The 26,322-nt window shown below is 29.5% G+C and carries 36 protein-coding genes; 3 read left to right on the forward strand and 33 right to left on the reverse strand.

The window, feature by feature from the left end; translation table 11 throughout:
* Positions 1-6: 6 nt before the first annotated feature.
* Positions 7-495, reverse strand: coding sequence for a magnesium chelatase subunit ChlI family protein (locus tag CLTEP_RS01005; RefSeq protein ID WP_278319506.1), 489 nt, complete (start codon positions 493-495; stop codon positions 7-9).
* Positions 496-512: 17 nt separating this feature from the next.
* Between CLTEP_RS01005 and CLTEP_RS01010 the strand changes: the two genes are divergently transcribed.
* From CLTEP_RS01010 to CLTEP_RS14290, 3 genes are all read left to right on the forward strand, one after another.
* A complete protein-coding gene (locus CLTEP_RS01010; protein WP_201786571.1) occupies positions 513-962 on the forward strand; it encodes a helix-turn-helix domain-containing protein in 450 nt (149 codons plus the stop codon).
* Between the two features lie 422 nt (positions 963-1,384).
* Entirely contained in the window at positions 1,385-1,591 is a 207-nt protein-coding gene (locus CLTEP_RS01015) for a helix-turn-helix domain-containing protein (RefSeq protein WP_242863843.1), read from the forward strand.
* 59 nt (positions 1,592-1,650) lie between these two features.
* The gene (locus CLTEP_RS14290) at positions 1,651-1,803 is read left to right on the forward strand and encodes a ribbon-helix-helix domain-containing protein (protein WP_084364500.1); all 153 of its coding nucleotides are present in this window, start codon (positions 1,651-1,653) and stop codon (positions 1,801-1,803) included.
* 38 nt (positions 1,804-1,841) lie between these two features.
* On the opposite strand, the gene CLTEP_RS01020 is transcribed toward CLTEP_RS14290, so the two are convergent.
* The 32 genes from CLTEP_RS01020 to CLTEP_RS01170 all read right to left on the reverse strand — a co-directional run bounded on the left by CLTEP_RS01020 (position 1,842) and on the right by CLTEP_RS01170 (position 26,319).
* Entirely contained in the window at positions 1,842-3,431 is a 1,590-nt protein-coding gene (locus CLTEP_RS01020; protein ID WP_066821200.1) for an MBL fold metallo-hydrolase, read from the reverse strand.
* A 542-nt stretch (positions 3,432-3,973) separates the two neighbouring features.
* The gene (locus CLTEP_RS01025; protein ID WP_066821203.1) at positions 3,974-5,107 is read right to left on the reverse strand and encodes a hypothetical protein; all 1,134 of its coding nucleotides are present in this window, start codon (positions 5,105-5,107) and stop codon (positions 3,974-3,976) included.
* Between the two features lie 194 nt (positions 5,108-5,301).
* Complete coding sequence (locus CLTEP_RS01030; protein ID WP_066821206.1) at positions 5,302-5,502, reverse strand: hypothetical protein; 201 nt, start codon at positions 5,500-5,502, stop codon at positions 5,302-5,304.
* A gap of 12 nt (positions 5,503-5,514) precedes the next feature.
* Positions 5,515-6,114, reverse strand: coding sequence for a peptidoglycan recognition protein family protein (locus CLTEP_RS01035; protein WP_066821209.1), 600 nt, complete (start codon positions 6,112-6,114; stop codon positions 5,515-5,517).
* A 10-nt stretch (positions 6,115-6,124) separates the two neighbouring features.
* Positions 6,125-6,358 (reverse strand): hemolysin XhlA family protein, encoded by a 234-nt coding sequence (locus CLTEP_RS01040; RefSeq protein ID WP_066821212.1) that lies wholly within the window; start codon positions 6,356-6,358, stop codon positions 6,125-6,127.
* Between the two features lie 163 nt (positions 6,359-6,521).
* Positions 6,522-6,824: a hypothetical protein gene (locus CLTEP_RS01045; RefSeq protein ID WP_066821215.1), complete on the reverse strand. Its 303-nt coding sequence runs from the start codon at positions 6,822-6,824 to the stop codon at positions 6,522-6,524.
* A 31-nt stretch (positions 6,825-6,855) separates the two neighbouring features.
* Positions 6,856-8,409, reverse strand: coding sequence for a WD40 repeat domain-containing protein (locus tag CLTEP_RS01050; RefSeq protein ID WP_066821218.1), 1,554 nt, complete (start codon positions 8,407-8,409; stop codon positions 6,856-6,858).
* Positions 8,410-8,420: 11 nt separating this feature from the next.
* Entirely contained in the window at positions 8,421-9,242 is an 822-nt protein-coding gene (locus CLTEP_RS01055) for a putative phage tail protein (RefSeq protein ID WP_066821221.1), read from the reverse strand.
* Positions 9,243-9,251: 9 nt separating this feature from the next.
* Positions 9,252-9,629, reverse strand: coding sequence for a phage tail fiber protein (locus tag CLTEP_RS01060; protein ID WP_084364502.1), 378 nt, complete (start codon positions 9,627-9,629; stop codon positions 9,252-9,254).
* Positions 9,630-9,643: 14 nt separating this feature from the next.
* Positions 9,644-10,672, reverse strand: a complete 1,029-nt coding sequence (locus CLTEP_RS01065; RefSeq protein WP_084364504.1) for a baseplate J/gp47 family protein — start codon at positions 10,670-10,672, stop codon at positions 9,644-9,646.
* On the reverse strand, positions 10,665-11,120 hold the full coding sequence (locus CLTEP_RS01070) for a DUF2634 domain-containing protein (protein WP_066821226.1): 456 nt from the start codon (positions 11,118-11,120) through the stop codon (positions 10,665-10,667). The genes CLTEP_RS01065 and CLTEP_RS01070 overlap by 8 nt, the downstream gene beginning before the upstream one ends.
* Positions 11,120-11,455, reverse strand: a complete 336-nt coding sequence (locus tag CLTEP_RS01075; RefSeq protein ID WP_066821228.1) for a DUF2577 family protein — start codon at positions 11,453-11,455, stop codon at positions 11,120-11,122. The genes CLTEP_RS01070 and CLTEP_RS01075 overlap by 1 nt, the downstream gene beginning before the upstream one ends.
* The gene (locus CLTEP_RS01080) at positions 11,456-12,391 is read right to left on the reverse strand and encodes an XkdQ/YqbQ family protein (RefSeq protein WP_066821231.1); all 936 of its coding nucleotides are present in this window, start codon (positions 12,389-12,391) and stop codon (positions 11,456-11,458) included.
* A gap of 1 nt (position 12,392) precedes the next feature.
* Positions 12,393-12,806 carry a hypothetical protein gene (locus tag CLTEP_RS01085; RefSeq protein WP_066821236.1) on the reverse strand — a complete coding sequence of 138 codons (414 nt, stop codon included), beginning with the start codon at positions 12,804-12,806 and terminating at the stop codon, positions 12,393-12,395.
* A 48-nt stretch (positions 12,807-12,854) separates the two neighbouring features.
* Positions 12,855-15,182, reverse strand: a complete 2,328-nt coding sequence (locus tag CLTEP_RS01090) for a phage tail tape measure protein (RefSeq protein WP_066821238.1) — start codon at positions 15,180-15,182, stop codon at positions 12,855-12,857.
* 198 nt (positions 15,183-15,380) lie between these two features.
* Positions 15,381-15,809: a hypothetical protein gene (locus CLTEP_RS01095; protein WP_066821240.1), complete on the reverse strand. Its 429-nt coding sequence runs from the start codon at positions 15,807-15,809 to the stop codon at positions 15,381-15,383.
* Positions 15,810-15,876: 67 nt separating this feature from the next.
* On the reverse strand, positions 15,877-16,308 hold the full coding sequence (locus CLTEP_RS01100) for a phage tail tube protein (protein WP_066821242.1): 432 nt from the start codon (positions 16,306-16,308) through the stop codon (positions 15,877-15,879).
* A gap of 21 nt (positions 16,309-16,329) precedes the next feature.
* Positions 16,330-17,421: a phage tail sheath C-terminal domain-containing protein gene (locus tag CLTEP_RS01105; protein WP_066821249.1), complete on the reverse strand. Its 1,092-nt coding sequence runs from the start codon at positions 17,419-17,421 to the stop codon at positions 16,330-16,332.
* A gap of 26 nt (positions 17,422-17,447) precedes the next feature.
* Positions 17,448-17,897: a phage tail terminator family protein gene (locus CLTEP_RS01110; RefSeq protein WP_066821253.1), complete on the reverse strand. Its 450-nt coding sequence runs from the start codon at positions 17,895-17,897 to the stop codon at positions 17,448-17,450.
* Positions 17,898-17,910: 13 nt separating this feature from the next.
* Positions 17,911-18,351, reverse strand: a complete 441-nt coding sequence (locus tag CLTEP_RS01115) for an HK97 gp10 family phage protein (protein WP_066821256.1) — start codon at positions 18,349-18,351, stop codon at positions 17,911-17,913.
* Positions 18,351-18,680 (reverse strand): phage head closure protein, encoded by a 330-nt coding sequence (locus CLTEP_RS01120; RefSeq protein ID WP_066821268.1) that lies wholly within the window; start codon positions 18,678-18,680, stop codon positions 18,351-18,353. The genes CLTEP_RS01115 and CLTEP_RS01120 overlap by 1 nt, the downstream gene beginning before the upstream one ends.
* Positions 18,677-18,979 (reverse strand): head-tail connector protein, encoded by a 303-nt coding sequence (locus CLTEP_RS01125; protein WP_066821271.1) that lies wholly within the window; start codon positions 18,977-18,979, stop codon positions 18,677-18,679. Before CLTEP_RS01125 ends, CLTEP_RS01120 begins: the two co-directional genes overlap by 4 nt.
* Before the next feature lie 40 nt (positions 18,980-19,019).
* A complete protein-coding gene (locus CLTEP_RS01130) occupies positions 19,020-20,177 on the reverse strand; it encodes a phage major capsid protein (protein WP_066821275.1) in 1,158 nt (385 codons plus the stop codon).
* Positions 20,178-20,216: 39 nt separating this feature from the next.
* Positions 20,217-20,960: a head maturation protease, ClpP-related gene (locus tag CLTEP_RS01135; RefSeq protein WP_066821278.1), complete on the reverse strand. Its 744-nt coding sequence runs from the start codon at positions 20,958-20,960 to the stop codon at positions 20,217-20,219.
* Positions 20,960-22,210: a phage portal protein gene (locus tag CLTEP_RS01140; RefSeq protein WP_066821281.1), complete on the reverse strand. Its 1,251-nt coding sequence runs from the start codon at positions 22,208-22,210 to the stop codon at positions 20,960-20,962. The genes CLTEP_RS01135 and CLTEP_RS01140 overlap by 1 nt, the downstream gene beginning before the upstream one ends.
* A 4-nt stretch (positions 22,211-22,214) precedes the next feature.
* Entirely contained in the window at positions 22,215-22,379 is a 165-nt protein-coding gene (locus tag CLTEP_RS15045) for a hypothetical protein (RefSeq protein WP_169798782.1), read from the reverse strand.
* Position 22,380: 1 nt separating this feature from the next.
* Entirely contained in the window at positions 22,381-24,105 is a 1,725-nt protein-coding gene (locus tag CLTEP_RS01145) for a terminase large subunit (protein ID WP_201786572.1), read from the reverse strand.
* A gap of 11 nt (positions 24,106-24,116) precedes the next feature.
* Complete coding sequence (locus CLTEP_RS01150; protein ID WP_066821284.1) at positions 24,117-24,569, reverse strand: phage terminase small subunit P27 family; 453 nt, start codon at positions 24,567-24,569, stop codon at positions 24,117-24,119.
* A gap of 100 nt (positions 24,570-24,669) precedes the next feature.
* On the reverse strand, positions 24,670-25,083 hold the full coding sequence (locus CLTEP_RS01155; protein ID WP_066821287.1) for an HNH endonuclease: 414 nt from the start codon (positions 25,081-25,083) through the stop codon (positions 24,670-24,672).
* Between the two features lie 57 nt (positions 25,084-25,140).
* Entirely contained in the window at positions 25,141-25,518 is a 378-nt protein-coding gene (locus CLTEP_RS01160) for a hypothetical protein (RefSeq protein WP_066821289.1), read from the reverse strand.
* Positions 25,519-25,610: 92 nt separating this feature from the next.
* Positions 25,611-25,799: a hypothetical protein gene (locus CLTEP_RS01165; RefSeq protein ID WP_066821291.1), complete on the reverse strand. Its 189-nt coding sequence runs from the start codon at positions 25,797-25,799 to the stop codon at positions 25,611-25,613.
* A 181-nt stretch (positions 25,800-25,980) separates the two neighbouring features.
* Complete coding sequence (locus CLTEP_RS01170) at positions 25,981-26,319, reverse strand: hypothetical protein (RefSeq protein ID WP_066821295.1); 339 nt, start codon at positions 26,317-26,319, stop codon at positions 25,981-25,983.
* Positions 26,320-26,322 lie beyond the last annotated feature (3 nt).

Consider the following 26,322-nt stretch of genomic DNA (forward strand, 5'->3'; position numbering starts at 1 on the left):
CTTTTACTATATAATATTACCATTGATAAATTTTCTATAATTGATAGCTTCAATTATATCTTCTTGAAGTATATTCTCTCTATTTTTTAAATCGGCTATTGTTCTAGATACTTTCAATATTCTATAATATGCACGTGTACTAATTTTATAATTTGTGAATATTTTTTTCATAATACTTTCACATTTTTCATCAAGTTCACAATATCTTTTTATTAATTTTACATTCATTTGAGAATTTGTATTTATAGATTCATATTTAAATCTAGTCTTTTGAATGTCTCTTGCAATAGAAACTCTTTTTTTAATCGCACTAGATGTCTCCCCCATATTCTCTTTCTTTATATCGCTATATTTTGAAGGACTAACAAAAGTAAACATATCTATTCTGTCTATCAAAGGTCCTGATAATTTATTTAGATATCTTTTTCTTTCATACTCGCTACACAAACACTTTCTTTGGTCTGAAGCAAAATATCCACATGGACATGGATTCAGATTGCAAGTTTGACATTGTGAAAAAAAAGTTTCTACATATTATATGTAATAAAAATTCACCCGGAATTAAGTTGAAAAATCTAAGAGTAAAAAATAATGTTACTTTAAGTCAATTAGCTAAATATACAGGTATAAGTTCAAAAACTTTACAAAGAATCGAGAACGATAAAGTTAAAAAACCTTATTATTACTGGAAAAAAATTTGTGATTATTTCGGTATAAATCATATTGATTATTTAGAATTATTGACCTTACCGGAAAAAACTATTCAAGAAAAGTTAATAAAAATTAGAGCTCTACTTGGAGCTAGAACATGGAAAGAAGTAGCGGAATATTTGGGGTACAGTAAAGAATTTGTTAGTGATTTACTTACTCGCTATACCCCAAATAAAAAACACTTATATATAATAAACAATACTTTAAATAATCTAAAAAACAATGCTCTAAAAAATGGTGGCAAATTCTAAATTGCTACCTTCTTTTTATTTTTATCACTATGTTTAATCACAACCCTCCTTTTGCCTTTCATATCTTTGATTAAGACTTTAATTATCACGTCAACAACCCCCTCAGCTTTATTTACCGTATCTATTTATGTCATAGTACATAATTAATTCTAATTACCTTTCTTACTAAATTATAACTCTACAATTATCACTTTTCAAGAACGTACGTTCGATTTTTTTCTCTAATAAATTGTTTTTATAAGATATATCTTATGTATCTATTATATAACAGAATCGTATCGAGTGCCCCGATATTTCCGACAAAATTTGACAATTAATATTGCATAATTATATATATTTATACATTTTTACGCAATATCTGACACAACTTTCTTGTATACGACAACTGTATACATAGCGTATAATTTATACCGGTGATGAGTATGTACGAACTAATGATAAAAGAATATAGACTTAAAAAGAATCTTACTCAAAAAGAATTAGCTTTAGCTTTAGATATAAGCCAAAGTTATTTATCTGAAATCGAAAACGGCAAATACGATATTAAATTGTCATTACTCTGCAAAATTGCAAATGCGTTAGACGTGCTCCCCGCAGAGCTTTTTATTTATTCAAAAAGTACATCATAGTGATGTACTTTTAACACATAGTACTGCACTTCCAATATACTCTAGTTGGAGGTGCTATTATGATTAAAGAAGAAAATACAAGAATAACTGTTACTATTACTAAAGAAATTCATAAGAGACTTATAGAAGAAGCAGAATATGAAGACAGATCTGTTAGTAATTTAGTTTTAAAAATAATAAAAGAACACTATAAAATTAGAGAGGAAGAATAAGTTTAACATACAATAAAAAACCTTGGATTTTCCAAGGTTTAATTATCATAATGATATATTAAATTTCCTAAGTTGTCGTAAAGTTCTCCATCGTCTTCTTTCGAATTATTCCAAATATTTCTTTTGCTCCATTTTAAATCTCCTCTTGAATTTCCACTTGAAATTTTGATTGAAGCACCAGCTTTTAGAACATATTTTGGAAATATGTATGTTTGATTTCCTGTAACAGATACTAATTTCCAACCTGTTAAATCAATATCTTTATCAGAAGTATTTTTAATTACAACTATTTCAGCTACTTTATCTATGCTTTGTATAATAATTTTATTATTTTCTTTTGAAGTTTGAACAGTATTTGTTTTAGAAGTATTATTCTTGTCGCCTTCAATTATTGTTTCACCATCTCTGTAAGTATAATCTCCTGCCTTTGTATCAAAAGAAATATCTTTGCCATTTGATGTACACACTATAGTGCCACACTCGTCTGTTCTATAAACTATAATTCTATTATTTTTTAATTTATCCATTGTTTCTTTGTTCGGGTGGCCATAATCATTATCCTTGCCACATGAAATTACTGCATATTTTGGATCCACAGCCGCTAAAAATTCTTTTGTAGTTGAAGTCTTACTTCCATGATGGCCTATTTTTAGTACATCTGCTTTTAAATCATATTTTCTCGCTAATATTTCTCTTTCTGATACATCTTCTGCATCACCTGTAAATATAAATGAAGTATTTCCAAACCTTAATTTTTGAACTATCGAATAATTATTTGTCTTTTCATAGTCTTCATCTTTACCTGGTGCTAATATAGTCCATTCAGCTGCTCCTAGTTTATATGTTGCTCCTGGTACTGGAACAGTGATTTTAAGTCCTTTATTTTTTATTGCTAAAATTACATCCCTATAAGTTTTTGTTGTACTAACTTTTTTAGGCATTAAAACTTTACCGATATCAAACGTATTAATTACAGCATCTAAACCTCCAATATGATCTTCGTGTGGATGTGTACCGATAACATAGTCTAGTTTGGATACTCCATGCTGTTTTAAATAATTAACTACTAGAGTGCTATCAGCATTATTCCCAGCATCAATAAGCATAAAATGTTTGTTTTGCTCTACAAGTATACTATCAGCTTGGCCGACATCAATAAAATGTACCTTTAATTCTCCTATGTTTTCTGCTTTTGTATCAGTTTCCTTCTTAATATCTTCTATTTTTTCAGTTTCTTTCTTAGTTTCTGTTATATTTGTTTCACTGTATGCAGCTTGTTGATCATTTTCTTTTGTTTTCTCAGAAATAGCATCTTCTTTTTTAGTGTCTTCCTGTTTATTAATATTTTCGGACTCGGTTGCAATATTCTCTGTCTTTTTATCTTTTGATAATTCTACAGTTTTAGATACTGCTACCTGTTTATTTTGTTTTAAAGTTTCGTTAGTGTCAGAATTTCCACCTACAATTGCTGCCATGAATAATAGTCCGAAAATTATAGACAAAACACTTCTGACTACTTTATTATATCTTTTGTTTTTCCACATAAGGAATATGCCGATAGGCGGAAAGAATATTAATGTTAACCACATAAACCATGCTTTGTTATAAAATTTCTGTTGTTCTTTCATTATTACGCCCCCCTCAGTTTAATATTTCGATATATATTTCTACAAATAATCTCATTTTCCTTTTTAGAGTTGAATAAAACCCCCTAGCAAATAGCCAGGGGATTATAAAATACTATCTAATTAATTAATTTTCCGATATATAACAATTGGTTTAATGACATAATTACCACTATCCTCATTTATAGCATTACAATAACAGTCCACGTATGGGGTAATGTAAAAAAATAATAATATATTATAAAATTAATGTAATTTTTATACAGTATGTAAAATATCATTTAATATGTATTGATTTTTAGAATTATTAATATATAATTAAATCAAGGGAGGAGGAAGTAAATTGAAAAAAGTATATATTGTTTTTTCATATATAATCACATTTTTAATGTTTTTATCTATACATGTGTGTGTTGCAACCTATATTTTAAAAACGTTTTTTTCTACCTTCTACCTTGAATTTAATTATACTGTTAACTTATTATTGTTAATATATGGACTTGTAGTTTCGCTATATATAACATACAAATTTTACACTCCATCAACTAATCATCTTTTTCGTCACGATAACTATTTAAATTAATGACTTTTTTTGCATCATCCTTGTTTATTTGTAAACTTTCAGATGATACTTTTATTTTTTCAGCTTGCTTTACCATTTCATCAGTCAATTCAATATTTTCTTTTTTTATTTGTATTTGTTTTAATTCTCTATCAAGTTTATCTGATTTTAGTTTTGAATTTTGCTCCCTAAATTTCATAATTAGCTCTAATAAAGAGTTAAATTTTATAGGTCCTAATTCCCCTCCTGTTATAAGCATCCAAATAAATGCAATTGCTAATAAAGTTTTATGAGAAGCTAAAATATTAACTGTTTCATTGGTAATATTTTGGATAGTAAGTATCACATTCCCCGGAGAATTTAAATTTACCCTAGCGGTAACATGCATTCCTTCATCAAAACTATTTATAAGGCTGGATGAATTATATATAAAAGATGATAATGCTATTGCATCTATATCACCTTCTTTTTCTACATTAAAAACTGCATTTAATCTATTTTTCCACAAATAAATATTATATATTGAACTTAATATGTACTCAGCATACCCATCTATATTACTTATACCATGATATGAAGCTAGAACCTTATATAAATTAGGATTAAGCCTTTCTCCATTAACTTTTTTAAGTATTTTGATTTTTCTTCGCTTCTTATAAGGACAAATCATTTCTGTTCCATAGTCAATATTGTTATCTATTCGAGAAATTATTTCTATTTCTTTTTCATAATTTAAATTATCTACTTCAAAATATTTTCCAGCAATAGCAAAAGTAATTTCTTCATTTCTTCTACTAGGTATCATAATTATATCGCCAATTTTTATTTCTCTCATAAATCTTATACATTTATTTAATATTTGAGTTCCTTGTTTTGAATTATATTTATATTCTATAGATGTTTTTATTTCTTTATTTTTGGTTCTATTAGTACCAATGTAATCTATAACCTTATTATCAATAATATTCCATCCTAATGCTACAAATTCTTTGCTTATAAATTCATCATAAAAAAATCCTTTTTTAGTTCTTATCATCCAAAAGTTTACATCAGATTTCACTTCCTCTATATTTAATAAATTTGATATTTTTACCATAGTATTTTTATCTAAATACATAAAAATCCCTCCATTTTTATTGTATTCCATAAAATACTCATATATAATAGAGGTATCAATGGAATATTATTTATTTAAGAAACCATTTCGACGGCAATCAGTGATGGTTTCTTTTTTTATATTGTAAAACTTTTTTCTAAAAAGGACAAGTATTGACAAAAAAATAAGCCAGCACCCTAAGGCACTGGCACGAATTATTTATCTGTATTTTGTTTTTCTTCTTTTGGCACATGCTTTGTAAAAAAGAAAGCAGTAATAGCAGAAAGAGCTCCAACAAGAGCTGTAACTACTGTGTTTACTACATCTTTATTCTCTTTAAAAATAAATAAAGCAGCTGCTAAAATAACAACTACTAAAACTGCAAATACGTATTCGAATTTGATATTCTTCAACATATTTATTACCTCCTAAAATCCTCTAAAACTAAAATCCTCTAAAATATTTTTAATACTCTCGTATGCCTTTTCCGTTTTGGGACCATATATGCCATCTTCGGCTAATTTATGTTTAGTTAAAGTGTTATACCATTTCTGAAATAGTAAGCAGAAATTTGCATTGTATTTAGGTTTAAGTGCCGCTTGTACTATTTCGTTAAATGGGAAATTGTCTCCTGGACAACTAGTGTTATATAACTCTCTATGCCCTTTAATATCTTTAATATTGTACTTATACATTAGATACTTACATAGCTCTATTATAGCTTTTTTCTGTATTTGTGGCATTACCTCTTGCATGTAAGAGCCTTCTGCACATATGCCGATACTATAGTTATTATGGTGTAAGCAATGTGCTCCTATAACGTTTTCTGGTCTACCTCTGTAAATACTGCCGTCTTTTCTAACCAAAAAATGATATCCGCATCCACTCCATCCACGATTTAGATGCCATCTATGAATATCTTGGATTGTACAATGTGACGCTACAGCATGATGCAATACGATAAGATTAGTTTTAACTCTCTTGCTTAATTTGCTCTTGAATTTTAAATTGCTTTCTATAATTTTCATATTATCGCTCCTATCTGAAAATTTTATTTTGAACTACGTAAAAAAAGAATCCGAGTAAACTTGTTACCCAAATTCCCATCAGCCACTTCATTGTATTAGTTAAATTTCTTAGATTATCGCAAAGATTTTTAATCTCAATTTTAAACTCAACTTGACTTTGTTCAATTTTATCTAACCGTTTAGAATGGTCATTAAGTCGTGTTTCGTGCGTATTAAGTTTATCCCTTAACAATTCTTCATTCATGTTTTACCTCCAGTCTTAAGAGGGCATAAAAAATACACCCTCTATTACGCATTTAATCTTTTCTCTACTTCTGCTTTATACTCATCATTTTTAATATCATTTATAGTTATTTTTTTGGCTTTGATTAATTTTAGCAACATTTCAATTTTAACTTCACTAATCATTATAAAATTCCCTCGCTTTCTAAGTTAGATTGCATTAATAAATCTAATTTTTCATTCATCTCATCTAATTTTTCTTCTTGTGTCAACATTCTTTCGAATTCTTCGTAAAATTGTTCTTTTGTTTTTGGATTTACGTATAATTTAAATCCAATTCCTCTTTTTTTCTTTGGTTGTTCTAATATTTTTTCAACAATTACTCCATCTGTAGTGTCGATATTTTTATTTTCCTCAACATCTAAATTAAAAATTATTTGTACATTTAATTTTTCTTCAGTTTCTTTTATTCCTTTTAATAAATACATATTATTACCTCTCTTTCTTTATTTTTTTATTTTACCATTCGTCAAGAAATGCTCCTATTAAACCTGGATCTACCGCTACTGCAAGAACAAATTTATTATGCCCTGTATATTTCCAAACTTCATTTCCACTAGGAGATATTTTTCTAACGCTATCATCATAAGAACCACTATAAACATATCCATATTTATCTACCGCTACTGCGGCAACACCACGATTATGCCCTGTATATTTCCAAACTTCATTTCCACTAGGAGATATTTTTCTAACGCTATCATCATTAGAACCACTATAAACATATCCATCTTTATCTACCGCTACTGCAAGAACAGCTTTATCATGCCCTGTATATTTCCAAACTTCATTTCCACTAGGAGATATTTTTCTAACGCTATCATCATAAGAACCACTATAAACATATCCATCTTTATCTACCGCTACTCCATGAACAGCTTTATCATGCCCTGTATATTTCCAAACTTCATTTCCACTAGGAGATATTTTTCTAACGCTATCATCATTAGAACCACTATAAACATATCCATCTTTATCTACCGCTACTCCATGAACAGCTTCATCATGCCCTGTATATTTCCAAACTTCATTTCCACTAGGAGATATTTTTCTAACGCTATCATCATAAGAACCACTATATATGTAAAAATCTTCTTGAATAAAATCGACCCATTTTATTCCGTTCCAATAACTAGCATTTATAGAACACCATTTGTCATCTTTTCTATATTTAATAAAATTTAAATTTGCCATTATGCTCATATATCCATTTTCCCATATTTTTGGTTTGGTAGAAGATTTTTCTGCAGACATTTTAGTTTTATAGTTTATAGTTATTTCAGAACCATTTTCGTCTAAAAATTGTAGTCCTTTAAGTACATTGAATGACATATCTATATCTCCAATATTTATCCACCCTACACCTGTTATATGTGGTGGTTCGTGATCTCTAAAATAAATATTATTAATATTTTCAGAAGTTTTAATCCATATATCCCATTTTTTTATTGCTATAGGTTGTGATGTTTGAACAAAAATTTTAGGATAAATTTTACCTTCTTCAGATAATCCTGTTTGAATATTACCTATTTCAGTTATAATTTTGCTCCAACTTGAATTATGTGTTACCGGTAGACTATCATCTACAGACAATAATGCGTCTACCGTATTATTTTTAACATTATTGCCATTTGTAAAAACCTCGTTTATTGCTGCCACAAGATTATTTTTTTCGTTCGTCATCAGATTGCCAGTAGCATGTTTGCCATCTACCGTATCCGCATCTAAACCACTACCATGACCATCTACTGCCTTAACTCTATCTCGAATATACGTAGCAGATGTAACTTTATTGTAAGCACTATCTGCTTTGCTCTGTGCTGTACTAATTTGCTTCGTATTTTTAGCTAATTGTTCATTAATTTTTGTAACATTAGTTAAACTATTTTGCAACTTATTTTTTAGATCTATTATTTCTGTATCTGCTTTTGTAAAGTTTTCATTAATGTCATTTATGTCTACATCGTCATTTCCATCTGGTAGCTTAAATTTAAGACTTGTGCTATATTTCATTTTTATTCCTCCTAACTTTTGAAATCTCTTAGCTGATTCCAAGTTTTCTTTTTAGCTTCATTCCAAGTATATTTTTTAACATCATTCCAGATTTTAAACATGAAGTCAAATTTGTATGCCAAGTGTGCGGGTTTAATTTCTTCAATTGTTTCCTTTAAAGCTTCAATGTTTTTAGGGATTCCTGCAGTATTAATAAATTTGATTGTAAAAGTATAATTTTCATAGTCTTCTATTATTTCTACATCAGAATCACAATAAATTTTACATATTCTTTTTAATTGTTCTTTTGTTGTTGTAGCATTTGCTTGAAGTTTAGATTTAATTCTTTCTCTTCTATAAGATAGAGATTTTGTATTATTACTTTTAATTCCAAGTATATATTCCCATCTAAGAATATAAGAATTTAAACTATCTACAAACAAGTTATCTTCAAAATCGTTTATCTTATAATCTAATAGTCTAAATTCTCTATCATAAGAATTTAGTAAATTATCAATAACTCTAGACTTACGATAGTAGTTGGGCATATATTTAAGCATGTTGTGTTTAAAATTCCTTAAAGATAAAAAAGCAGTAAATATTAAATCTGTTTCAATTCCAAAATTAAAGTTTAATATATTTTCTACTTTTACACCTTTAAAATTAATCTCTGTGCTATTTAATAAGCCTAATTTATTATTAAATTCTACTTTTACACCCGTGTAATTATTTTTAAATACATTTTCAAGCAATAGCTTGCCTTCCAATGTATTTATTAGTTTATTCCATTTTCTATTTGCTTGTTTTAATTCATTCCAGCTGGAATTTCTTAAAAAATTCCAAGTAACCCCCATAGCCTACACCTACTTTATTTTGCACGTAATATAGTTTCGAGGAAATTTAAATTGACTATATTTATCTATTGTTTTTTTAACTTCTAGAGGACCATAAAACAATAAATTTCCGCCTACTTTTGCATCGTATAAAGCTGCATAGGTAATAGTTCCCCATGCGTTTTGTGCTATATCAAATTCAACTGATATTGAATTTGTAGTCTCTCCATTTATAGGAGAATTGAAAGTAACTAATTTTCTTTCATATCCTCTTCCAGTTACTTCTCCCGAATTAGTTTCGGGATTGCTTTTAAACAAAGCTAAATATACATTATTTATTTGTAGCTGTTGCCCTCTTAAAGTAGCTTCTACAAGTTTATTTTTAAGATAATTACTTATGTTATTCAATTTTCTCACATCCTTTAACTAATATTTAAATTGCCTAAAATACAAATTTCATCTTCTCCCATATTAATATTTTCTTTTTTTGAATTTACAAGTAAATTATTATAGTCTAATACTCCATCAACCGTAAGTATAAGACTCCCTATCTTTGCGTAGCTTACATAATTAGAAATAAAAGATATATTTTTAAAATAACTCTCTAGTTTTTCTTGTATCTTCTCTTTAATTACATTTATATTTAAAGCTCCATCTAAAACTAAATTAACTTTAATATTTATAGACTTGCTTTTTGCACTTGTAACAGTTAGTTGTGCACCAATAGGTGCTTGCTTGTCTATATAATTTTTCACTTTATTTATAAGAACTTCTGAAGCTTCTGTTTTATTTCTATCTACAATTATTACTTTTACAGTACCTGGACCATTCCAGAGAGGTTTTACTTTTGCATCTCCAACCTCATTTATCTCCTTAGCCCATTTTTTATATGCATAGATATTCCCAGACGTAACCGGTTCTCGCACAGCTTCAAAATATCTTTTCCTCAGTTCTTCATCTGTTTCTTCATCAAAACCATTTTTAAATTCTTCTATATTTTCAACTTTGCTTAATCCAGCAATAGTTACTGGAAAATACTTAATAGCTCCTATAGGTATATTTCCTATTTTCCCTGCCTGGTCGCATTCTACTTTTACAGTTGTAAAATTTTCTTTTTCAATTACTCTTTCTTCTAAAACTGTATAATTGCATAAATCTGTAGCAACTTTAATACCTTTTTCAACTTTTGTTCCTTCTTGTCCTATTATTTTTACTATTCCTGAAGCTTTTGTAGCGCGCTTTCTTATTAAGCCTTTTTCAGCTACTTTTCTATCTAAATAAGTACCCTTTGCAGTATCGGCAAAGCCCTTATCAATTATTTTTTTTATTTTTTCTTCTTGTAAATCAAACTCAATAGCTGCCGCCTGTAAATTATCATAAAAAAAAGAACCTTCGCTCTTATCAAATTCATCATCAATATTGTTTAACATTCTTTCTAATCTATTATTCACTAAAACTCACTTCCTGTTCAAAACTTCTAGCATCTTTTAAAATAACTGTAAAATATATATTTAGTGTTGTATATGCTTTATCTGTTGTAAATTCTTTTATAGTTTCAATTTGTGGATGTTTTAATAATGCTTCTGTAATTTCTCTTTTTAGTTCAGATTGTACAAATGCTTGTGGATATTTATTACCAATCAGTAATTCTCTTATAGTAACCCCGTATTCTCTTTTTTTGTCCTGTTTCTCATAAATTTTAAATTTAAACTTTTCAGTTCTTAATACTTTTTCTATCCAAACTTTTATAGCTTCAATTTCACTAGTTTCAATTAATTTTCCACCTTTCAATATAAAATCACCTTTAGAAAAATCAAATAAAAAAGACTTGCCGAGTTTATTTTCAGAAGTCTTTTCATCAATAATATTACCAATATTTATTTGTGTTTGTGGAAACATTATAGTTTCACCACCTTATCTATAGCGAAAAAAGTTTGTCCGTTTTCTGCTGCTATTAACATGACCTCATCATCAACTTTCAAGGTATCAGTTAACTTTATTTTTTGAGTACTACCCCATTGTTCTGTATTTATTTCTGAAGTTTGATATTCTCTAATGTAATTATCTAATATACTATTACAAAAATATAACTGTTCTTTTTTAAGTAATATTTGTCCATCAAATATGGAAATTTTAAAAGGATTTACACTAACTACTTTACCTGTAATGGCTCCTATAGCTTTCTTATTATTTCTTTCTTTCAACATTTTAGCAAACTCAACATCATAACTCATTTATATCACCCCTAAGGTTACATTAACTTTATCATGATTTACATCTGTTATACTGTGTGAAGCTGATTTTATTAAATATTTACCTTTTACTATATCTGTATTGATATTAACTACTCTACCAGCCTTTACTGTACTATCTCCTAAAATAGTAAAACTAATTTCTTCTTGTATTCTATTTAAGTCTTTCAGAGTATTTTGTGCAATATTCTTAGCTTGTGCAATATTCTTATCTTTTAGTGTTACAACTTCCTGCATAAGTCCAAACTTACTTATATTTGCATTATCTTGTACTTTAGCAATAATTCTTGTACTTTTTTCATCATCACTTATAACTACTACTTTATTTTTCATATCTTCAATACTTCTATTATAAGTTATATCATCAGATATTAATTTCAAACTTTTTATACTTTTGTTATCAAAGAATATAGTTGGATTAATCTCTAGATTAGTTATTTTTTCTATATATAATACATCTAGTCTCATTTCAATTCTATATTTAATATTTTTTTCTAAGTAACATTGTTCTAATATATCGTTAATTACATCAAGTATAGTTTCATCTTTATATATCTTAGTTATTTGAGTAGTTAAGCTGCTATTTATATTATTCTTTATACCAAATTTATCTAATAATTGTTTTATAGCCTTATTTGCACTAACTTTATTAAATTGAATTATTACTTCATTTTTATTTAAATAAAATGCAAAATCTTGTGAAGTAACTGAATAATAATCCTTATTTCTACTTGTGTTTGTAACTATTGCTCTTATAATCTCTTTGCTATTTTCTTTTAAACTAACTATAGCACCCTCTGAAACTGTTTCTACTGTATCAAATGTTAATGTAGTGCCTACTGTTTCTATATCGGTGCTATAAGAAATATTATTAACTTTGTTTGTTATATTTTTATTATTTACATATAACCTATACATCTTATATCACTTCCCTATATTCCTTAATAGTTAATGTATAAGCTATATCACCATTTCTTTTAGTTTTTGTTACAAAATTTTCTACAGTAACAGGTATATTAGTTAATTCTTTATTATTGTCAGTAACCATATAACGAATTGGTATTTCCTTATTTGCAACGTCTAAGAAAAAAGCTGTACCTATATTCATATCAACATCACTTCTCAACCACCTATATCTTTTCGAAGTTTTAGGGAAAAAACTTTCTAAAGTAGTTGTAAATAATTGCTTTTTATAATTTTTAAGATTAATAACACTATTTAAAGTTGGAAATTCTTCATTTGTAAAACTATAATTTAATAATTCGACATTCTGAGGAATTACAGGTAATTGTATAACTTTTTTTCTGTCTAAAGTACTAAAATAAATATCCATATTAACCACATCCTTTCTATAATTTTAAGAGCGGTTATAATAACCACTCTACATTGTATCTAATGCTAATTTAACTTTTTTAACAATTCTTTCTCCTACTTTATCAATAAACTCGTTATTGCCAATAACATTACCTTGGATCGTTACATATACTTTTACATCATTAGTTTTTTTATCGTTGTTCTTCTTACTTACATTGCTGTTTTTAATATTATTAACAGTACTATTAGCAATACTTTTAGTATTATCAAATGTATTATTGTTTGTACTGTTGCTTATATTATTAGTAATATTTTTTATTGTATTGAATATATTTTTAACAGTGTTTTTAATATTATTAACAGTACTATTAGCTTTTTCTTTAGGATTAATAATCCTAGTAGCTTGATTTAATAATTTCCTGCTTCTATTACTATGTTTTAAAGGTATAGCAATTTCTGGACCTGCTTCACCAAATATCGAAGGTTGTGTTGCTATACCGCCTTTAGCGAATTCAGGTAAGTCTGGAATAATTGGAATAGAAAAGCCAAACTTTTGCCCTCCAATTTTGGGCACCCACTCTGGAATGTCAATTGACATTCCATTTACTTGGGTAATCATATAGTTTATGCCTTTTATTATGGCTTTTAACGGAAATAAGAAGGCGTTTTGTAACCCATTAAATATTCCTGTAAAAATCCCTTTTACACCTTCCCATGCTTTTTTCCAATTGCCTGTAAAGACACCTGTAACAAACTCTATAATCCCACTAAATATTTGCTTTATAGATTTAATATGCGTTCCTATAAACTCCTGCAATAATGGAAACCTATCACCAAAACCACTCCATAATGCATTACCAACTTCTACCACTTTAGCTTTGATATTGTTGAATGTTTCTTTAATACTTGCCCATAAATCTCTGGCTTTTTTAGTTAATTTATCCCAGTTTCTCCATAGTGCATAACCTATTGTAATTACTGCACCTACAGCTAGTACAATCCAACCAAGTGGAGTTAATGCTAATGTGCCATTGAATATAAGCCATATTGTATTCAATGCAGTGAATACAGTTTTTAATATTCCTATCACTTTTATAACTGTATATAAAGTCCCAATAAATACCAATAACGTTGTGATTAACTTTTCGTGCTTTTTAGCAAATTTTACTATTGTCCTAATAAATTTTGTAATCTTAACAATTCCATCACCTATACTTCGTACCCACTCTTGAATAGTTTTTTCGTTATTATTAACCCAGTTATTAATTTTGTCTATATATTGCCCTATAAGTCCTGATTGAGTATTCATAATACTTGTAAATATATTCTTGCTTGTATTTTTTAATTTATTTAGCTTAAAGCCTATAGTATTAGTCATAGTTTTATATGCTTCATCCGTAGCACCTGCGCTATTTTTCATAGCATCAAGACTAGTATTAAAATCTTTAAAGCCTTTACCTGTAAGTACTAATGCTCCAGATAATGCTCTAACATTTCCAAACAATTGACCCATTAATTCTGTATTGCCACCTGTTTTTTCTTTTATTTCTTCAAGAAATTTACTAAACCCTTTAGATTTAATAGCTGATACAGAAAAATCAATACCTAACTTTTTAGCCATCTTAGCTGCTTCATCGGAAGGTTTTATAACACTTGTCAAAACACCTTTAAAAGCTGTTACTGCTTCATCTGTTTTAAGTCCGTTTTTTGTTAAACTTGCCATACCTGCCATAAGTTCGTCAATAGATGCACCTGCACTATTTGCAATAGGAGTAAGTGACCCCATACTTTCAGATAATTCAGCAACAGTAGTTACCCCTAAATTTTGTGTAACAAGTAGCTTGTCAGAGATTTTTTGCATGGCTTCCTGCCCTTTTAATCCATATACATTCATCGTTGACGTCATTACTTTTAATGCACTATTAGCATCTGTGAATCCTGCCTTAGCAAGTTTGCTTGCTGTAACACTAGCTTTTAAACTATCTTTCGGACTTACACCACTAGATATGGCACTATACTGTGTTTCTGCTAGTTCAGTCACTCCTACACCTGTTTTCGTACTTGCTTTAAGTAAATCCTTTTTGATATTTTTTAATTGCAGAGCATTTTTAGCAATAGATTTTACTTTTGCTGCACCTTCTTCTAAGTCTTTTAGTCCTTCAAATCCAACTTTTGTAGCAAATACTCCAAGCATAGCACCTACAGCTAATCCTACTTTTGTTACTTTTTTTGTAACTTTATCCATGCCTTTTACAAAGTTATTTTGCCATTTTTGTACTTGCCTTTGTGATTTTTTCATGTTTTTAGTTACATTTTCTACATTTTTGTTTACACGCATAAGCGTTTTAGAAGTTCTATCTCTCATCGCCAATATAGTACCAATCGTTCTAGCCATTTTCTCACCTCTTTTCTCCAAAAATGGCTTTTAATTTTTCTATATCATATAAGACTTTTTCTTCTTTGCACACTTCCATAGAACGTAAAAAGAATTGTTTTTCTACATAATCTAAATTAAGTAAGTAATCTAATGTAAATCCTTTTTGGAGATAGTAAGAAACCCAATACATTTCACCTGGTTTCTTACTATCTCCTATTAGTTTTTTACATCTTCAACTACTTGCTCAGTTAATTTCCCGCCCTCAAATTCTTCTACAATTTGTGATGCAATTTCTATCGTTCCATTTATGCCAAATATTTTAGATACTACATCTAAAGGGTCTTTAATATCTAATTCTTCCCTTAATTCCCTGTCTTGCAAAAAAGGACAACACACATATACTAATTCTTTACTCGCTTCAAATGTAATTGATAAATCTTGTTCTGTAACATTACCTTTTTCATCTACTTTTACTGCTCTAGCACATTCATTCATATATCTTAAGATTTCATTATCAGTAGGTCTTTCAAATCTTATTTCTCCAAAACCATCTACATCTATAAATGTAAATAATTTTTTAGCTTTTTCTCTCTGTAATGCTTTTTTTCTAAAATCATCAAGTGTTAATTTTTTACCTTTTGACATTCTATCAAATCCTTTCTAATTTCATTTTAAATACATAAGAAAAGCACCCTAAAAAAGGTGCTATATGCTAAATTTCTTCAAATGTAGCTGCTTTGAAGCTTAATTCCAATTCTGTTACTGCACTATCCTGTTCAAATTTTTGTAAATCATATGAATCGAATGTTACTTCATCATATCTATATCTAACTGCTTTAGAGCCATCATTTCTTTCCATTTTTGCAACAATACTGATTTCAGGAATTAGATTATTTTTAGTTGCATCTGCCAATTCCTTTAAAAAATCTATTTCAGAACCATCACGTCTAAGTGTTAAACTTCCTTCTATCGAATATCCATTTGGAATTTGTACCTTTCCATAGTGATCATCTCTAGGGTCAAGAATTTCTTCATAATTGTTTGTAATTGTAACAGTTAGATTAAACACATTCATATATCTTTTATCGTTTATCCAACATTTGCCTTTCTTTCCGTTGAATTGCTTATTTCCAACTTGCGACATCGTTCATCACCTAATCCTTTCTTACATTGTAATTACAAACGTAAAATCTTCCATTGCATTAAGAATCTTAATATTACTTCTAAGCCATACATTTGTTCCTACTGTCATATTTTTAACTTTTTCATCATCCCATGTTAAAACAACATCTTCCCCATACTTAGGAATATTAGCTAATCGTTGTTGCTCTAAATCAACAGTAGCTCTATTATTAAAATTACTGTCTAACAAATTATCCAATGCTAAAGATTTAAAATAAGCAGTAATTGCACCTATTAATAATGCTTGGTTATCTGCATTATTTTTATATTTTCCTTTGTAGAATTTGTCAAATGTAGTGTAAATATCGTTATAGATTAAATCCATTATTTCTACAATCAATATAAATTTCATATCATCTGTAATCCCTTCACCTGTTGTAACAAGAGAATTTACACCCCTAGCAACACGTACTTCTCCATCATTGTTGTACAATACAAACTCTCCTGCATTAATGGCAGTGTCTAAATCAGTAGGTTCTTCTACTTCCGTAAATTTATTTAGTGGTTTTGCAATAGCTGACATAGTTAAAGGCAATCCTGCTAAATATCCTAATAAGTAAGGTATAGCTTTATCTCCTGCTTGTTTTCCTCTACTATCTGCAAAAGAAACATTGGTATTTGTAAAGTTAACAATATGCATATTATCTGCTTTTGAATTATATACGATTGCTTTGTATCTTTTGTGATTATTCGCTACTGCACTTTTAACAAATGATACTAAATCCGTAGTTTCTGTATCCGTTGCATCTGCTATAGCAATCCAGCAGTTTCTAGGAGCTTTTATTTTAACTTTACTTAGTATGTCTGCTAATGTTCCCCCTTCTCCGATTCTGAACACTAGTAACTCTTTTGGCGTTCCTTCTAGTACATCCTTAATGTATTGTACATTATCTTCTGTATATTTTGCTTGTTCTGCTGTTGTGAAATCGTCAGTGCTTCTATACTTCGTAAATATGTCTGTATTTGTTGTATCTTTTACAATTAAACAAGCTACACCTTTGCTCCCTCTTTGCACTGCACTTGCTCCAAGTCCTTTAAATATTATGTTAATTTTAGGCATTCCGATATCTGCCATATTATCATCATTCCTTTCTAATTATTTTAACTATAATATAAATCTTCCATTTCTTCTTCTTCGTGTTCATCTGTTTTATTCCAGTTTTCATAGAATCTTAAACAAAAATAACAATGTAAAACCTTATCTTGTCCTTTATTGTCAACTACATCTAGCTCTACATTATCCACATCGGCTAGATATGTATTTACATCTAATACTCCATCATATAAAAATAAAGTTTCTAAACCATCTTTCATTTTTAATAATTCATTTTCGTTTTTATATCTGTCAGATGGAAAATAGTAAATTCTAACTGTTAAATTTCTATCTCTACCAACTGTCATGAATTTTTTTGTATCAATATTATCTAATTGCACAAAAAAAGAAGGTCGTTTAATACCTTCTCGAATATTATTAGACTCTATTTTTATATTCGCAAATTTTGTTTTTAGCTTATCATTAATTGCTTTTTTTATATCCATATATGTTAGCATATATTATCACTTCCTATAGATTATGCTCTTGCAATAATTCATCGATAAATATTTCTGTATCATCTACATAAATATTTTCAAATTTTCGTGCGGCTTTATCAACAAAATGCCATCCAAGTACAAATCCTAATTCTGGTCCATCTTTTTTATTTTTTATAATATGGCCATCCTCTAAAAGATGTGTAAGTGGATGACTAGAATATCCTCTTACAGCCAAATCGCCATCTTTTTTAAATACTTTTCCACCCTTAAAAGATTTTTCTACATCTTTTGTATCTCCCTCACCTGTACCAATATTGCAAGACTTAAATTCTCTACGTTGCTCTCTTGCTAACTTTTTTCCTTCTTTTCGCATAAATTTTCTACTTTGTTTTCCTTTTATCTGTTGTGCTAAACTTAGCAAATCCTTACTAAATTGATCTAATTCTTTTGTGTTAAATTCTACATCAGACATTACTCAATCACTTCCTCACAAAATATCTCTAAAAATGAATTTTTAAAATATGGATTAAGGATGTATTTTATATCAAACCTTTTACCTCTAAATATAATATACATATCTTGAGTAATATCTTTCCCGGCACTATATCTCACAATTATTTTATGCGTAGTATTACTTAGTATAGTTTCTACTTGTCCTCTTTGCAAACTTGCAGTCTGTGGAATTATAGTAGCCCATATAGTCTTGATTTTACTGTCTATATAGTCTACTTCACCCAATTCATTTTCTATTTCGATTTTTCCATATATATCTATCCTGTGTCTTAATCTTCCTGGATTCATACAGTATCACCTTCATAACAATATTGCAATTGTACTAATATAGAGTTGAGCGAAAATGCTATTTTATCAGTTTTCTTTTCTGATATTGCTTCTCTGTTTTCGTACCAATGTGTTATAAGCAGCTTTTGAGCTAACTTATAAAGCTCAATTTGATTAGCATCAGTTATATCTGTACCATTTAAACCTGTAGCATTATAAATATAACCTTCACTTGCTTGTATTAATGCATTTAAAAACATATCTTCTTCTGTGTAGTCTTGCTCTAATCTTAAAAATTCTTTTATTTCTGTTATTCCCATATTATCACCACCTATTTAAAGAAGGGGTATTCCCCTTCTTTTATACTACTGCTGTAACGTCAATTTTACCTCTTGCAACCGCAGCACTATCCCATGCTTTATACTGCTCTCTTTCGATTACTCTCAACTCTGTTCTATCTTTTCTAAATGCTGTACCGCCAACATTAGTTGAAGCTATTTCATATCTTTGTCTATCAAATTTAATTACTCCCTCTTTAAAATCTCCAACATATATTGGCGCATATTTTGTGGTAGTTCCAGTAGTAGACAGTTGACTGTTAGGAACTACTATAACAGGTTTACCGAATAAGATTTTGCGTGTAGGTTGAGTTATATCATCTTTTAGAAGTGGTCTACCATTTTTATCTTCTAACGTATCAAGATATTGGAATCCATCTTGATTAGTAAGTATCTTAGCTCCTACAGCATGTATTGGATCAAGTGTAACATTCAAAGCTTTCTTAATAGCTTTATAGTCAGCAAATGTTTTTTCACTTAAAGAATTTAATATCGCTAAAAATAATGTATTATTCGTCACAATAGATTTCTTGCCTATCCATTTCTTAAGATAGTTAATTATATTTTGGTCACTATCTTTAAGTAAATCATTCGGAATTGGCAGCCATCCAGCGTACTTTTGAATTGTATAACTAACAGTCTCAAACTGTGGGCTTGCCATTTCATCTATATCCGCCGTATCATCAGTAATATTAACAAGTGGAGTCATAGTTGCTATCTTTTCAATTACCCTACTACCTGTAAGACTAGAAACTGGTTCAATTGTTGCGAGTTGGGATAAATCAATTAAACTTCTCTTATATTCATTTATTTTAGTTTGAATATCATTAGGAACTATAAGCCCACCATCAGCGTCAGTGCTTTCTGATAAAGAGTTTTTAAATTCTAAAATTTCTCTGTCCTCAGCTGTTAGTCTTTTACCTTTCAAAGCTTTAAAAAATGCATTTTGATACAGTTGTTCTTGCTCTTGCTCATCTTTTAGTTCCCCAATTTGTTTGCCTGTAGCATTTTGTACTTCTAAAGCCTCAAGTTCATCCATAAGATCTAATTGGTTTTTTAATTCTTTAGCTTCATTTACTTTATTTTTAGCTTCTGTCATTTTATTTTCTTCTACGAGTTGTCTAGCTTCAGCCTTTAAAATTTCTATTTGATTTTTAAGTTCCTGTCTTTTCTTGCTCATTATTAATTACCTCCAATATTTTTATATTAAAAAAGAACCTTATATAAGGTCCAATTCAATCAATAATTTTTCTTTTTCTAAATCTTCGCTATTATCAATCTGCTTTTTTTCTATTGCAAATAACTTCTTTATAGCTTCATTAGTGCTATTCACTATCGCAAGTCTATTATAAGCAAAGTCCTTGATATTACTTACTTCTATTTGCTTATCTTCATATAAAACACCATCTGCAAAACCATTTTTAACTGCTACATTAGCACTCATCCATGTTTCGTCATCCATCATGCTAGATATTTTGTCCCTAGATAACCCTGTCTTATTCACATATGCATTTACAATTGTTTCTTTTACAGCATCTAGTATTTCTGCTGTTTTTCTCATTTCTCTCATATCACCACTAGCAATAGTAAGTGGATTATGTATCATCATAATTGCAACTGGTGACATAAGCACTTCATCTCCTGCCATGGCAATTACAGAAGCTGCAGACATAGCTTTTCCATCAATTTTAACGGTTACTTTGCCTTTATGCTCTTTAAGAGCGTTATAAATTCCTGCTGCTGCAAATACATCACCACCATAACTATCAATCCATACTATTATATCTTTCCCTTTGTATTTGCTTAGTTCATCTTTAAATGCATTTGGTGCAGTATGCTCAATTTCAAACCATTCATATATCCAAGCATCATCATTACTTACGATTTCACCTTCGATTCGCAATTCGACACTTTCTGTATTATCATTTTCATTTTTTATGGTCGCAAAATTCCAGAACTTCATTACTTGTCACCCCCTTTCTCATATGCAGCACCAGCTTTTTCAATAGGTGTCATAGTTCCATTTACAAGCAGTTGGTCACCACCTTCTTTGGGCTCTAATTCTTCAAGTGCTCTTACTTCATTAGGTGTAATAAAGCCACTCTGTATTCCTATTCTATAAGCTTCATACCTTGCTTTTATATCGCCCCTAAGTATCACATCTGCATTAAACTTAAAGTAGTAACCTGCATTTATTTCCTTTGTTGTAAACAACTTATAAACGAGTTCCTGCTCATACATGTTCAAAATACCAAGCAAAGTATCTGTATAGAATTCTCTATTTGCTTCACTTGTACTTGCATAACTTGCTTTTTGCAAATCGTTCACCTGATGTAGCTTTATGCCATATGCTGCAGTCAATTGCCTAATCGTCAAATTAGTATTTTCTAAAAACTGCGCATCCGTCATTTTCAAACTAATAGGCTGATATTGAAAGCCTATTGGTAGTAAACTAACTTTATTTGCATTTTTAAGCCCATTTGACATCTGCTCAAACTTTTCTCTAAATGTTTGTTCAGCCTTTGGGTTCAAATCTCCTACATATTGAATTATTCCTTTAGTTTGCATGCCATTTTTATAGCTATTATTAAGAAACATACTTGAACTTTTAGCATTCTCTATACTATTTCTAAGAGTTTCAATAGGGTTTATGCCAGCTATACCATTAGTTGTAAGCCCTTTGAAATGTAGTAAATCAGTAGATTCTATTCTATATTGATGTCCTAAATTATCAGTAAATACATACCAAATTTTATTTTTAGAACTTAGCAATCCTACATCATCAACATATATCTTCACTTTTGCGCTATCCAAAGGATATAAGCCTAAAATAGTACCTGCTTTTCTGCCTACTCTTGCTCTGTCTATCCAAATATAAGCATTTCCATAGATATTTCTTTGAGTTTCTATGCACTTCCAAAAATCGCTTGCACTCATATATGGGTTTGGTCTCAATTTTAGCATTGGATATAGATAATGTTCCTTAGCTTTTTTTGTACCATTGCTATCCTTGTATACTTTCAAAGGGAGTTTACTTACAGTCTCTGCTAAAATTTTAATGCAAGTATAGACTGTAATTTCATTCAAAGAGTTTTTACCACTAATATTCAATTCATCTGTACTTAATCCCATTTCTTCTAACCATTGCGAAAGACTTTGCAAGCCATCAATAGTTTCATTCTTAAAAACTTGTTTTTTTCTACTAAATATCAATATATCACCTCCTTAGAGGATATTTACTAAAATAAACACCCAATCCAAACATAATAACTCCAGTAGCATATAACCCTGCTATTTTGGATAATAAAAAAGTAGCTAAAACTATTATTGTTAAGCCACCTAAAACCAATATATCTTCAATATATCTTTTTATAAATTTCATTCTATACACCCCATAACTTATTAAGAAACTCTATGTCCGCATATTTGTTTACATCAATGCCCGTTTGTTTATCGTTCATCATTATTTTGTGAATACCTATAGCAGCATCTATTGGGTCAATTCTTGCCGTTCTGTGCTCTTTATCTATTTTTATTTCTCCAAAACTATTTCTAGTAATTACAGCATTGACACCGCAGAATTTAAACAATCCATCTTTCTTATTGTATTTTGCAGTACCGCCATCTACACTTAATTTAAAATCTTCTGTTGCAGTGTTTAAAGATTTAGCTGATTGTTTTATTTCTATACAATCAACCCCAAAACTTTCTAGATCACTTAAAAAAGCGTCAGCATTATGCGGGTCATAAGCTATTACTTTAAGTTTTAAATCATATTTTTCAATAAGTTCTTTAAAATAACTTATTATATATTTATAATCCGTTTTAATTCCTCCGAGTGTCTCTGTTAGAGTTATTAATCCTTCATTTACCCATACATCATATGGTGCATTATCTGTTTTAATATGTTCGGCTAACCTCATTTTAGGCATGAAAGAATGCTGATGAAAAAAATATGCAGGTTCTCCATTTTCTAAGAAAGGAAATTCTAATACTCCTGAAGTTAAATCTCCTCCACTGGATAAGTCTAGCCCTAATCCACACTCTTTACCTCTGAAATCTTCTAAAGTTAAGTCGCAAGCGCACTTTTTCCAATTATCTATATTAAGATATTGATTATCGGAATGTTTGTACCAAATATTAAGGGCTTTCGTTAAAAAATCTCTTAGGTCACTCCCCCCCATATCTTTTGCAGTCTTCCCTACAGCTATAAGATTTTCTAAGTCTTCTTTATCTTTACAGACTAAAGGATTGGCTTTAACCCAATTTTGCGGATTCCAAATATCATCTTCTTTATCCATCTGTGCTATATAAATAAATTGCTTATCATTGCTGAACACTCCTTCTAAAACATTCTTGCAATATTCCCAAAGTTTATAACATGGACTATTAAGATTAAACCCAGCAGTAGTTATAACGGATATTAAACTTTGTTTCATCTTTCTAGTTCCACCTTCAAGCAATTTATACATCTGATTATCTTTATGGGCATGGTATTCGTCAACTATTCCCAAAAGCGGCCTAAATCCATCTATGCTTTTAGTATCTTTCCCTAAAGCTTTAATGGTCGAATTAGTTATAAGACAATCTATTGTACTCTCATATTCTTTTATTTTAAATAATTCTTTTAAATCGTTATCCGCATTTATAAATTTAACTATCTCTTTGAAAACGATTTTGGCCTGATCCATTTTTGTTGCAGTACAATATATCTGTCCATACTTATACCCATCAAAATTACCATAGTATGTTGCAAGAATACCATTAAGAAATGACTTACCATTCTGTCTGCCTAATTGTATATATGAGTTTCTAAATCTCCTGTAACCAGTACCTTTAGTTACCCACCCGTTGATTGAGCCTAAAATAAAATCTTGAAATCCTTCCAATTTTACAGGTGTCTCTTCTTCGCCTTCAGCAATTGTGAGTGTTTCAGCGAAATCTATTATTTTAAGTGATTTTTCAATATCGAATTCATATTTAAAAATTGCTAATTTGCTTCTTTCTAAATCATCTAAATGTCTTTGACAAGCTAATCTTACATACCTTCCAGCAATTTCTCTGCCTTCAATAACATCTTTAGCATATTTGGTAACTCTATCTATCACATAGAATCACCTCACATAAATTTAGCAAATTTATTTTTGGGTTTGTCATCTTCGCTTTTAGGAATTACTAATTTACATCTACTAGAAATAGTTAACCCTAAATCTCCTGCTGCTTGTCTTGCCATTTTAAATAGTTTCTCTTGCATAAGCAATAAACCGTAATATTTTTCATTTTCTGGACTCATTCTAATAGCTTTCTTAACTACCTTTTGATACTGGTATTCTGCTATTAAAAATCTTGCTAATGCTTCACAATCTAAATTACTCATTATGCCAATATTAATAAGTTCTTTAGCTATACGATTAAATTCTTCTTGCAATTCCTTAGGCAAGTAAGAAGGTGGCTCAACATTATCTGCTGGAGCTTTTACTTCCACATTTTTCCTTTCTTCTATTTCTTTTTTAGTTAGATGTTTTTTGCCTTTTACTACAAGCAATTCTGTTGGTTGTCTAGGTCTTGCCACTTTCCTTACCTCCTTTCGAAAATTTCATTTAGGGAGTTTCTTCGCAAGAAAAGAGGGCACGCGGTCTTGAGCCCTTTGCCTAAAACTTTTTCAATACCCCCTACCCCATAGCCTTCCTTAGTATTTCCTGCATTTCCCTTTTGCTTTTCTTATATTTCGCATGCACGTAGTTATGACAACTATTGCATAAGCATATACAATTATCCGGGTCCAATGCTAATTCTTTATTCTCTTTTCTCTCAACTATATGATGTACTACATCAACAAAATTTATCTTGTCATTCATTAAGCATAGCCTACATAATCCGTGGTCTCTAGTCTTTACCATCTTTTTAACTCTATTCCACTCTTTACTATTGTAGAATTCTATGCCTTCTTTATCCCTGTAGTACTTGTCGTAATATCTATTCTTTTCTGTTTTTTCTTGCTCATATTTCTTCTCACATTCTTCGCAATACTTTTGATTGTAGTCTATTACTTTACCACACATAGGACAAGTCTTCTTTAATGTCATTGTTTCACCTTCTTTTTTAAAGCATAAAAAAAGAGCCAGTTGGCTCTGAAATTTATATTATAATTCTATTTTTATACTGCGTTTTTCTATAACTATTTTTGTGATGCATTCTGGGCATTCCATATAAATTGTTCCCCAACCATCATCTTTTTTATGAAGCCTTAGTAATTTTTTTTCATTATCCCAGCAACGTGTACAGAATGGCCCAATTGTTTTATCTTTCTCTTTAATCCAATACATATTATTTTCGAATTCAAGATTTTCTTTTATTTTTAATTTTTCTCTTAATTCTTCATTACATCTTTTAATCTCTTTATTCTCTTCTATTAATTCCATAACTTTAGTTTCAATATCTATTATTTGTCTGTTCAACTCTAAATTATCCATTTGTTGCAATGTCTTTACTACTGTTTTGATATTATCTATTATATCCATAATTTTTCTCCCCTTTCTATTCTTACAATTCTCTGTAGAAAAGGAATATCCTCCACCAATCGTTCGCAAGTTTCGACAATATTAGATTTATTTTACTTAACCTGCCTAAACGCTCCATGTACTCTTTTATATACATGTCCATTTTGCATTAGTTCTTCGATATCTTTCTGTGAGAGGTGCTCTTTCTTCTTACCTCTCTGTTTCTTTCTTTTGCTTGTTTCTCTATTCAGTTGATTGTATATATTCGCCTGCTGACTTCTTAGTATTGCTCCAATTTTCACACCTCTCACATCCTTTCTAAAATAAAAAGGCAGCCGATTTTTCGACTACCTAACTGGGGGCTAATATGAGTAACTTTTCTATAATACTATTTTACTATGTTATTTTGCTTGTAGCGTGCCAAAAAAGTGCCAAACTACAACTTTATTTCTTCGATATTAAAAACACTGCTCCTTGTCATTTTTATAATAATATCCATTTATTCATAAGCATATACCTAGCTAATGGAATATTTACAGGCATCTCATATTTTTTACAAGTGTATTTTAAAGCATTTGTAAAAGTGTATATCCCGTCGCCAGTACCAAATCTTGCTTTTCCACCCTTTAGCATATATTTAAGTGCCTCTTCCCAAGATACATAACTAGGTACTTCTGTAAAATTCATATTCATAATGGATTTCATTGAACAAATAGTGTATCTATCACTATTAACATCATATAATCCGCCCTCTTTTATTCTGTATAGAGTTCCCGAATCTGTTTCATATTTCTTACCTTCTTCTAAATCTTTAAATTTCATAAT

Source organism: Clostridium tepidiprofundi DSM 19306 (genome assembly GCF_001594005.1).
In the GTDB taxonomy this organism is placed as follows: domain Bacteria; phylum Bacillota; class Clostridia; order Clostridiales; family Clostridiaceae; genus Clostridium_AC; species Clostridium_AC tepidiprofundi.

What these genes read in the sequence shown, in the direction of transcription:
- CLTEP_RS01015 (WP_242863843.1), top strand. Translation starts at nt 1,385, where the DNA reads ATGTACGAACTAATGATAAAAGAATATAGACTTAAAAAGAATCTTACT.
- CLTEP_RS14290 (WP_084364500.1), top strand. Translation starts at nt 1,651, where the DNA reads ATGATTAAAGAAGAAAATACAAGAATAACTGTTACTATTACTAAAGAA.
- CLTEP_RS01020 (WP_066821200.1), bottom strand. Translation starts at nt 3,431, where the DNA reads ATGAAAGAACAACAGAAATTTTATAACAAAGCATGGTTTATGTGGTTA.
- CLTEP_RS01025 (WP_066821203.1), bottom strand. Translation starts at nt 5,107, where the DNA reads ATGTATTTAGATAAAAATACTATGGTAAAAATATCAAATTTATTAAAT.
- CLTEP_RS01030 (WP_066821206.1), bottom strand. Translation starts at nt 5,502, where the DNA reads ATGTTGAAGAATATCAAATTCGAATACGTATTTGCAGTTTTAGTAGTT.
- CLTEP_RS01035 (WP_066821209.1), bottom strand. Translation starts at nt 6,114, where the DNA reads ATGAAAATTATAGAAAGCAATTTAAAATTCAAGAGCAAATTAAGCAAG.
- CLTEP_RS01040 (WP_066821212.1), bottom strand. Translation starts at nt 6,358, where the DNA reads ATGAATGAAGAATTGTTAAGGGATAAACTTAATACGCACGAAACACGA.
- CLTEP_RS01045 (WP_066821215.1), bottom strand. Translation starts at nt 6,824, where the DNA reads ATGTATTTATTAAAAGGAATAAAAGAAACTGAAGAAAAATTAAATGTA.
- CLTEP_RS01050 (WP_066821218.1), bottom strand. Translation starts at nt 8,409, where the DNA reads ATGAAATATAGCACAAGTCTTAAATTTAAGCTACCAGATGGAAATGAC.
- CLTEP_RS01055 (WP_066821221.1), bottom strand. Translation starts at nt 9,242, where the DNA reads ATGGGGGTTACTTGGAATTTTTTAAGAAATTCCAGCTGGAATGAATTA.
- CLTEP_RS01070 (WP_066821226.1), bottom strand. Translation starts at nt 11,120, where the DNA reads ATGTTTCCACAAACACAAATAAATATTGGTAATATTATTGATGAAAAG.
- CLTEP_RS01075 (WP_066821228.1), bottom strand. Translation starts at nt 11,455, where the DNA reads ATGAGTTATGATGTTGAGTTTGCTAAAATGTTGAAAGAAAGAAATAAT.
- CLTEP_RS01080 (WP_066821231.1), bottom strand. Translation starts at nt 12,391, where the DNA reads ATGTATAGGTTATATGTAAATAATAAAAATATAACAAACAAAGTTAAT.
- CLTEP_RS01085 (WP_066821236.1), bottom strand. Translation starts at nt 12,806, where the DNA reads ATGGATATTTATTTTAGTACTTTAGACAGAAAAAAAGTTATACAATTA.
- CLTEP_RS01090 (WP_066821238.1), bottom strand. Translation starts at nt 15,182, where the DNA reads ATGGCTAGAACGATTGGTACTATATTGGCGATGAGAGATAGAACTTCT.
- CLTEP_RS01095 (WP_066821240.1), bottom strand. Translation starts at nt 15,809, where the DNA reads ATGTCAAAAGGTAAAAAATTAACACTTGATGATTTTAGAAAAAAAGCA.
- CLTEP_RS01100 (WP_066821242.1), bottom strand. Translation starts at nt 16,308, where the DNA reads ATGTCGCAAGTTGGAAATAAGCAATTCAACGGAAAGAAAGGCAAATGT.
- CLTEP_RS01105 (WP_066821249.1), bottom strand. Translation starts at nt 17,421, where the DNA reads ATGGCAGATATCGGAATGCCTAAAATTAACATAATATTTAAAGGACTT.
- CLTEP_RS01110 (WP_066821253.1), bottom strand. Translation starts at nt 17,897, where the DNA reads ATGCTAACATATATGGATATAAAAAAAGCAATTAATGATAAGCTAAAA.
- CLTEP_RS01115 (WP_066821256.1), bottom strand. Translation starts at nt 18,351, where the DNA reads ATGTCTGATGTAGAATTTAACACAAAAGAATTAGATCAATTTAGTAAG.
- CLTEP_RS01120 (WP_066821268.1), bottom strand. Translation starts at nt 18,680, where the DNA reads ATGAATCCAGGAAGATTAAGACACAGGATAGATATATATGGAAAAATC.
- CLTEP_RS01125 (WP_066821271.1), bottom strand. Translation starts at nt 18,979, where the DNA reads ATGGGAATAACAGAAATAAAAGAATTTTTAAGATTAGAGCAAGACTAC.
- CLTEP_RS01130 (WP_066821275.1), bottom strand. Translation starts at nt 20,177, where the DNA reads ATGAGCAAGAAAAGACAGGAACTTAAAAATCAAATAGAAATTTTAAAG.
- CLTEP_RS01135 (WP_066821278.1), bottom strand. Translation starts at nt 20,960, where the DNA reads ATGAAGTTCTGGAATTTTGCGACCATAAAAAATGAAAATGATAATACA.
- CLTEP_RS15045 (WP_169798782.1), bottom strand. Translation starts at nt 22,379, where the DNA reads ATGAAATTTATAAAAAGATATATTGAAGATATATTGGTTTTAGGTGGC.
- CLTEP_RS01155 (WP_066821287.1), bottom strand. Translation starts at nt 25,083, where the DNA reads ATGACATTAAAGAAGACTTGTCCTATGTGTGGTAAAGTAATAGACTAC.
- CLTEP_RS01160 (WP_066821289.1), bottom strand. Translation starts at nt 25,518, where the DNA reads ATGGATATAATAGATAATATCAAAACAGTAGTAAAGACATTGCAACAA.
- CLTEP_RS01170 (WP_066821295.1), bottom strand. Translation starts at nt 26,319, where the DNA reads ATGAAATTTAAAGATTTAGAAGAAGGTAAGAAATATGAAACAGATTCG.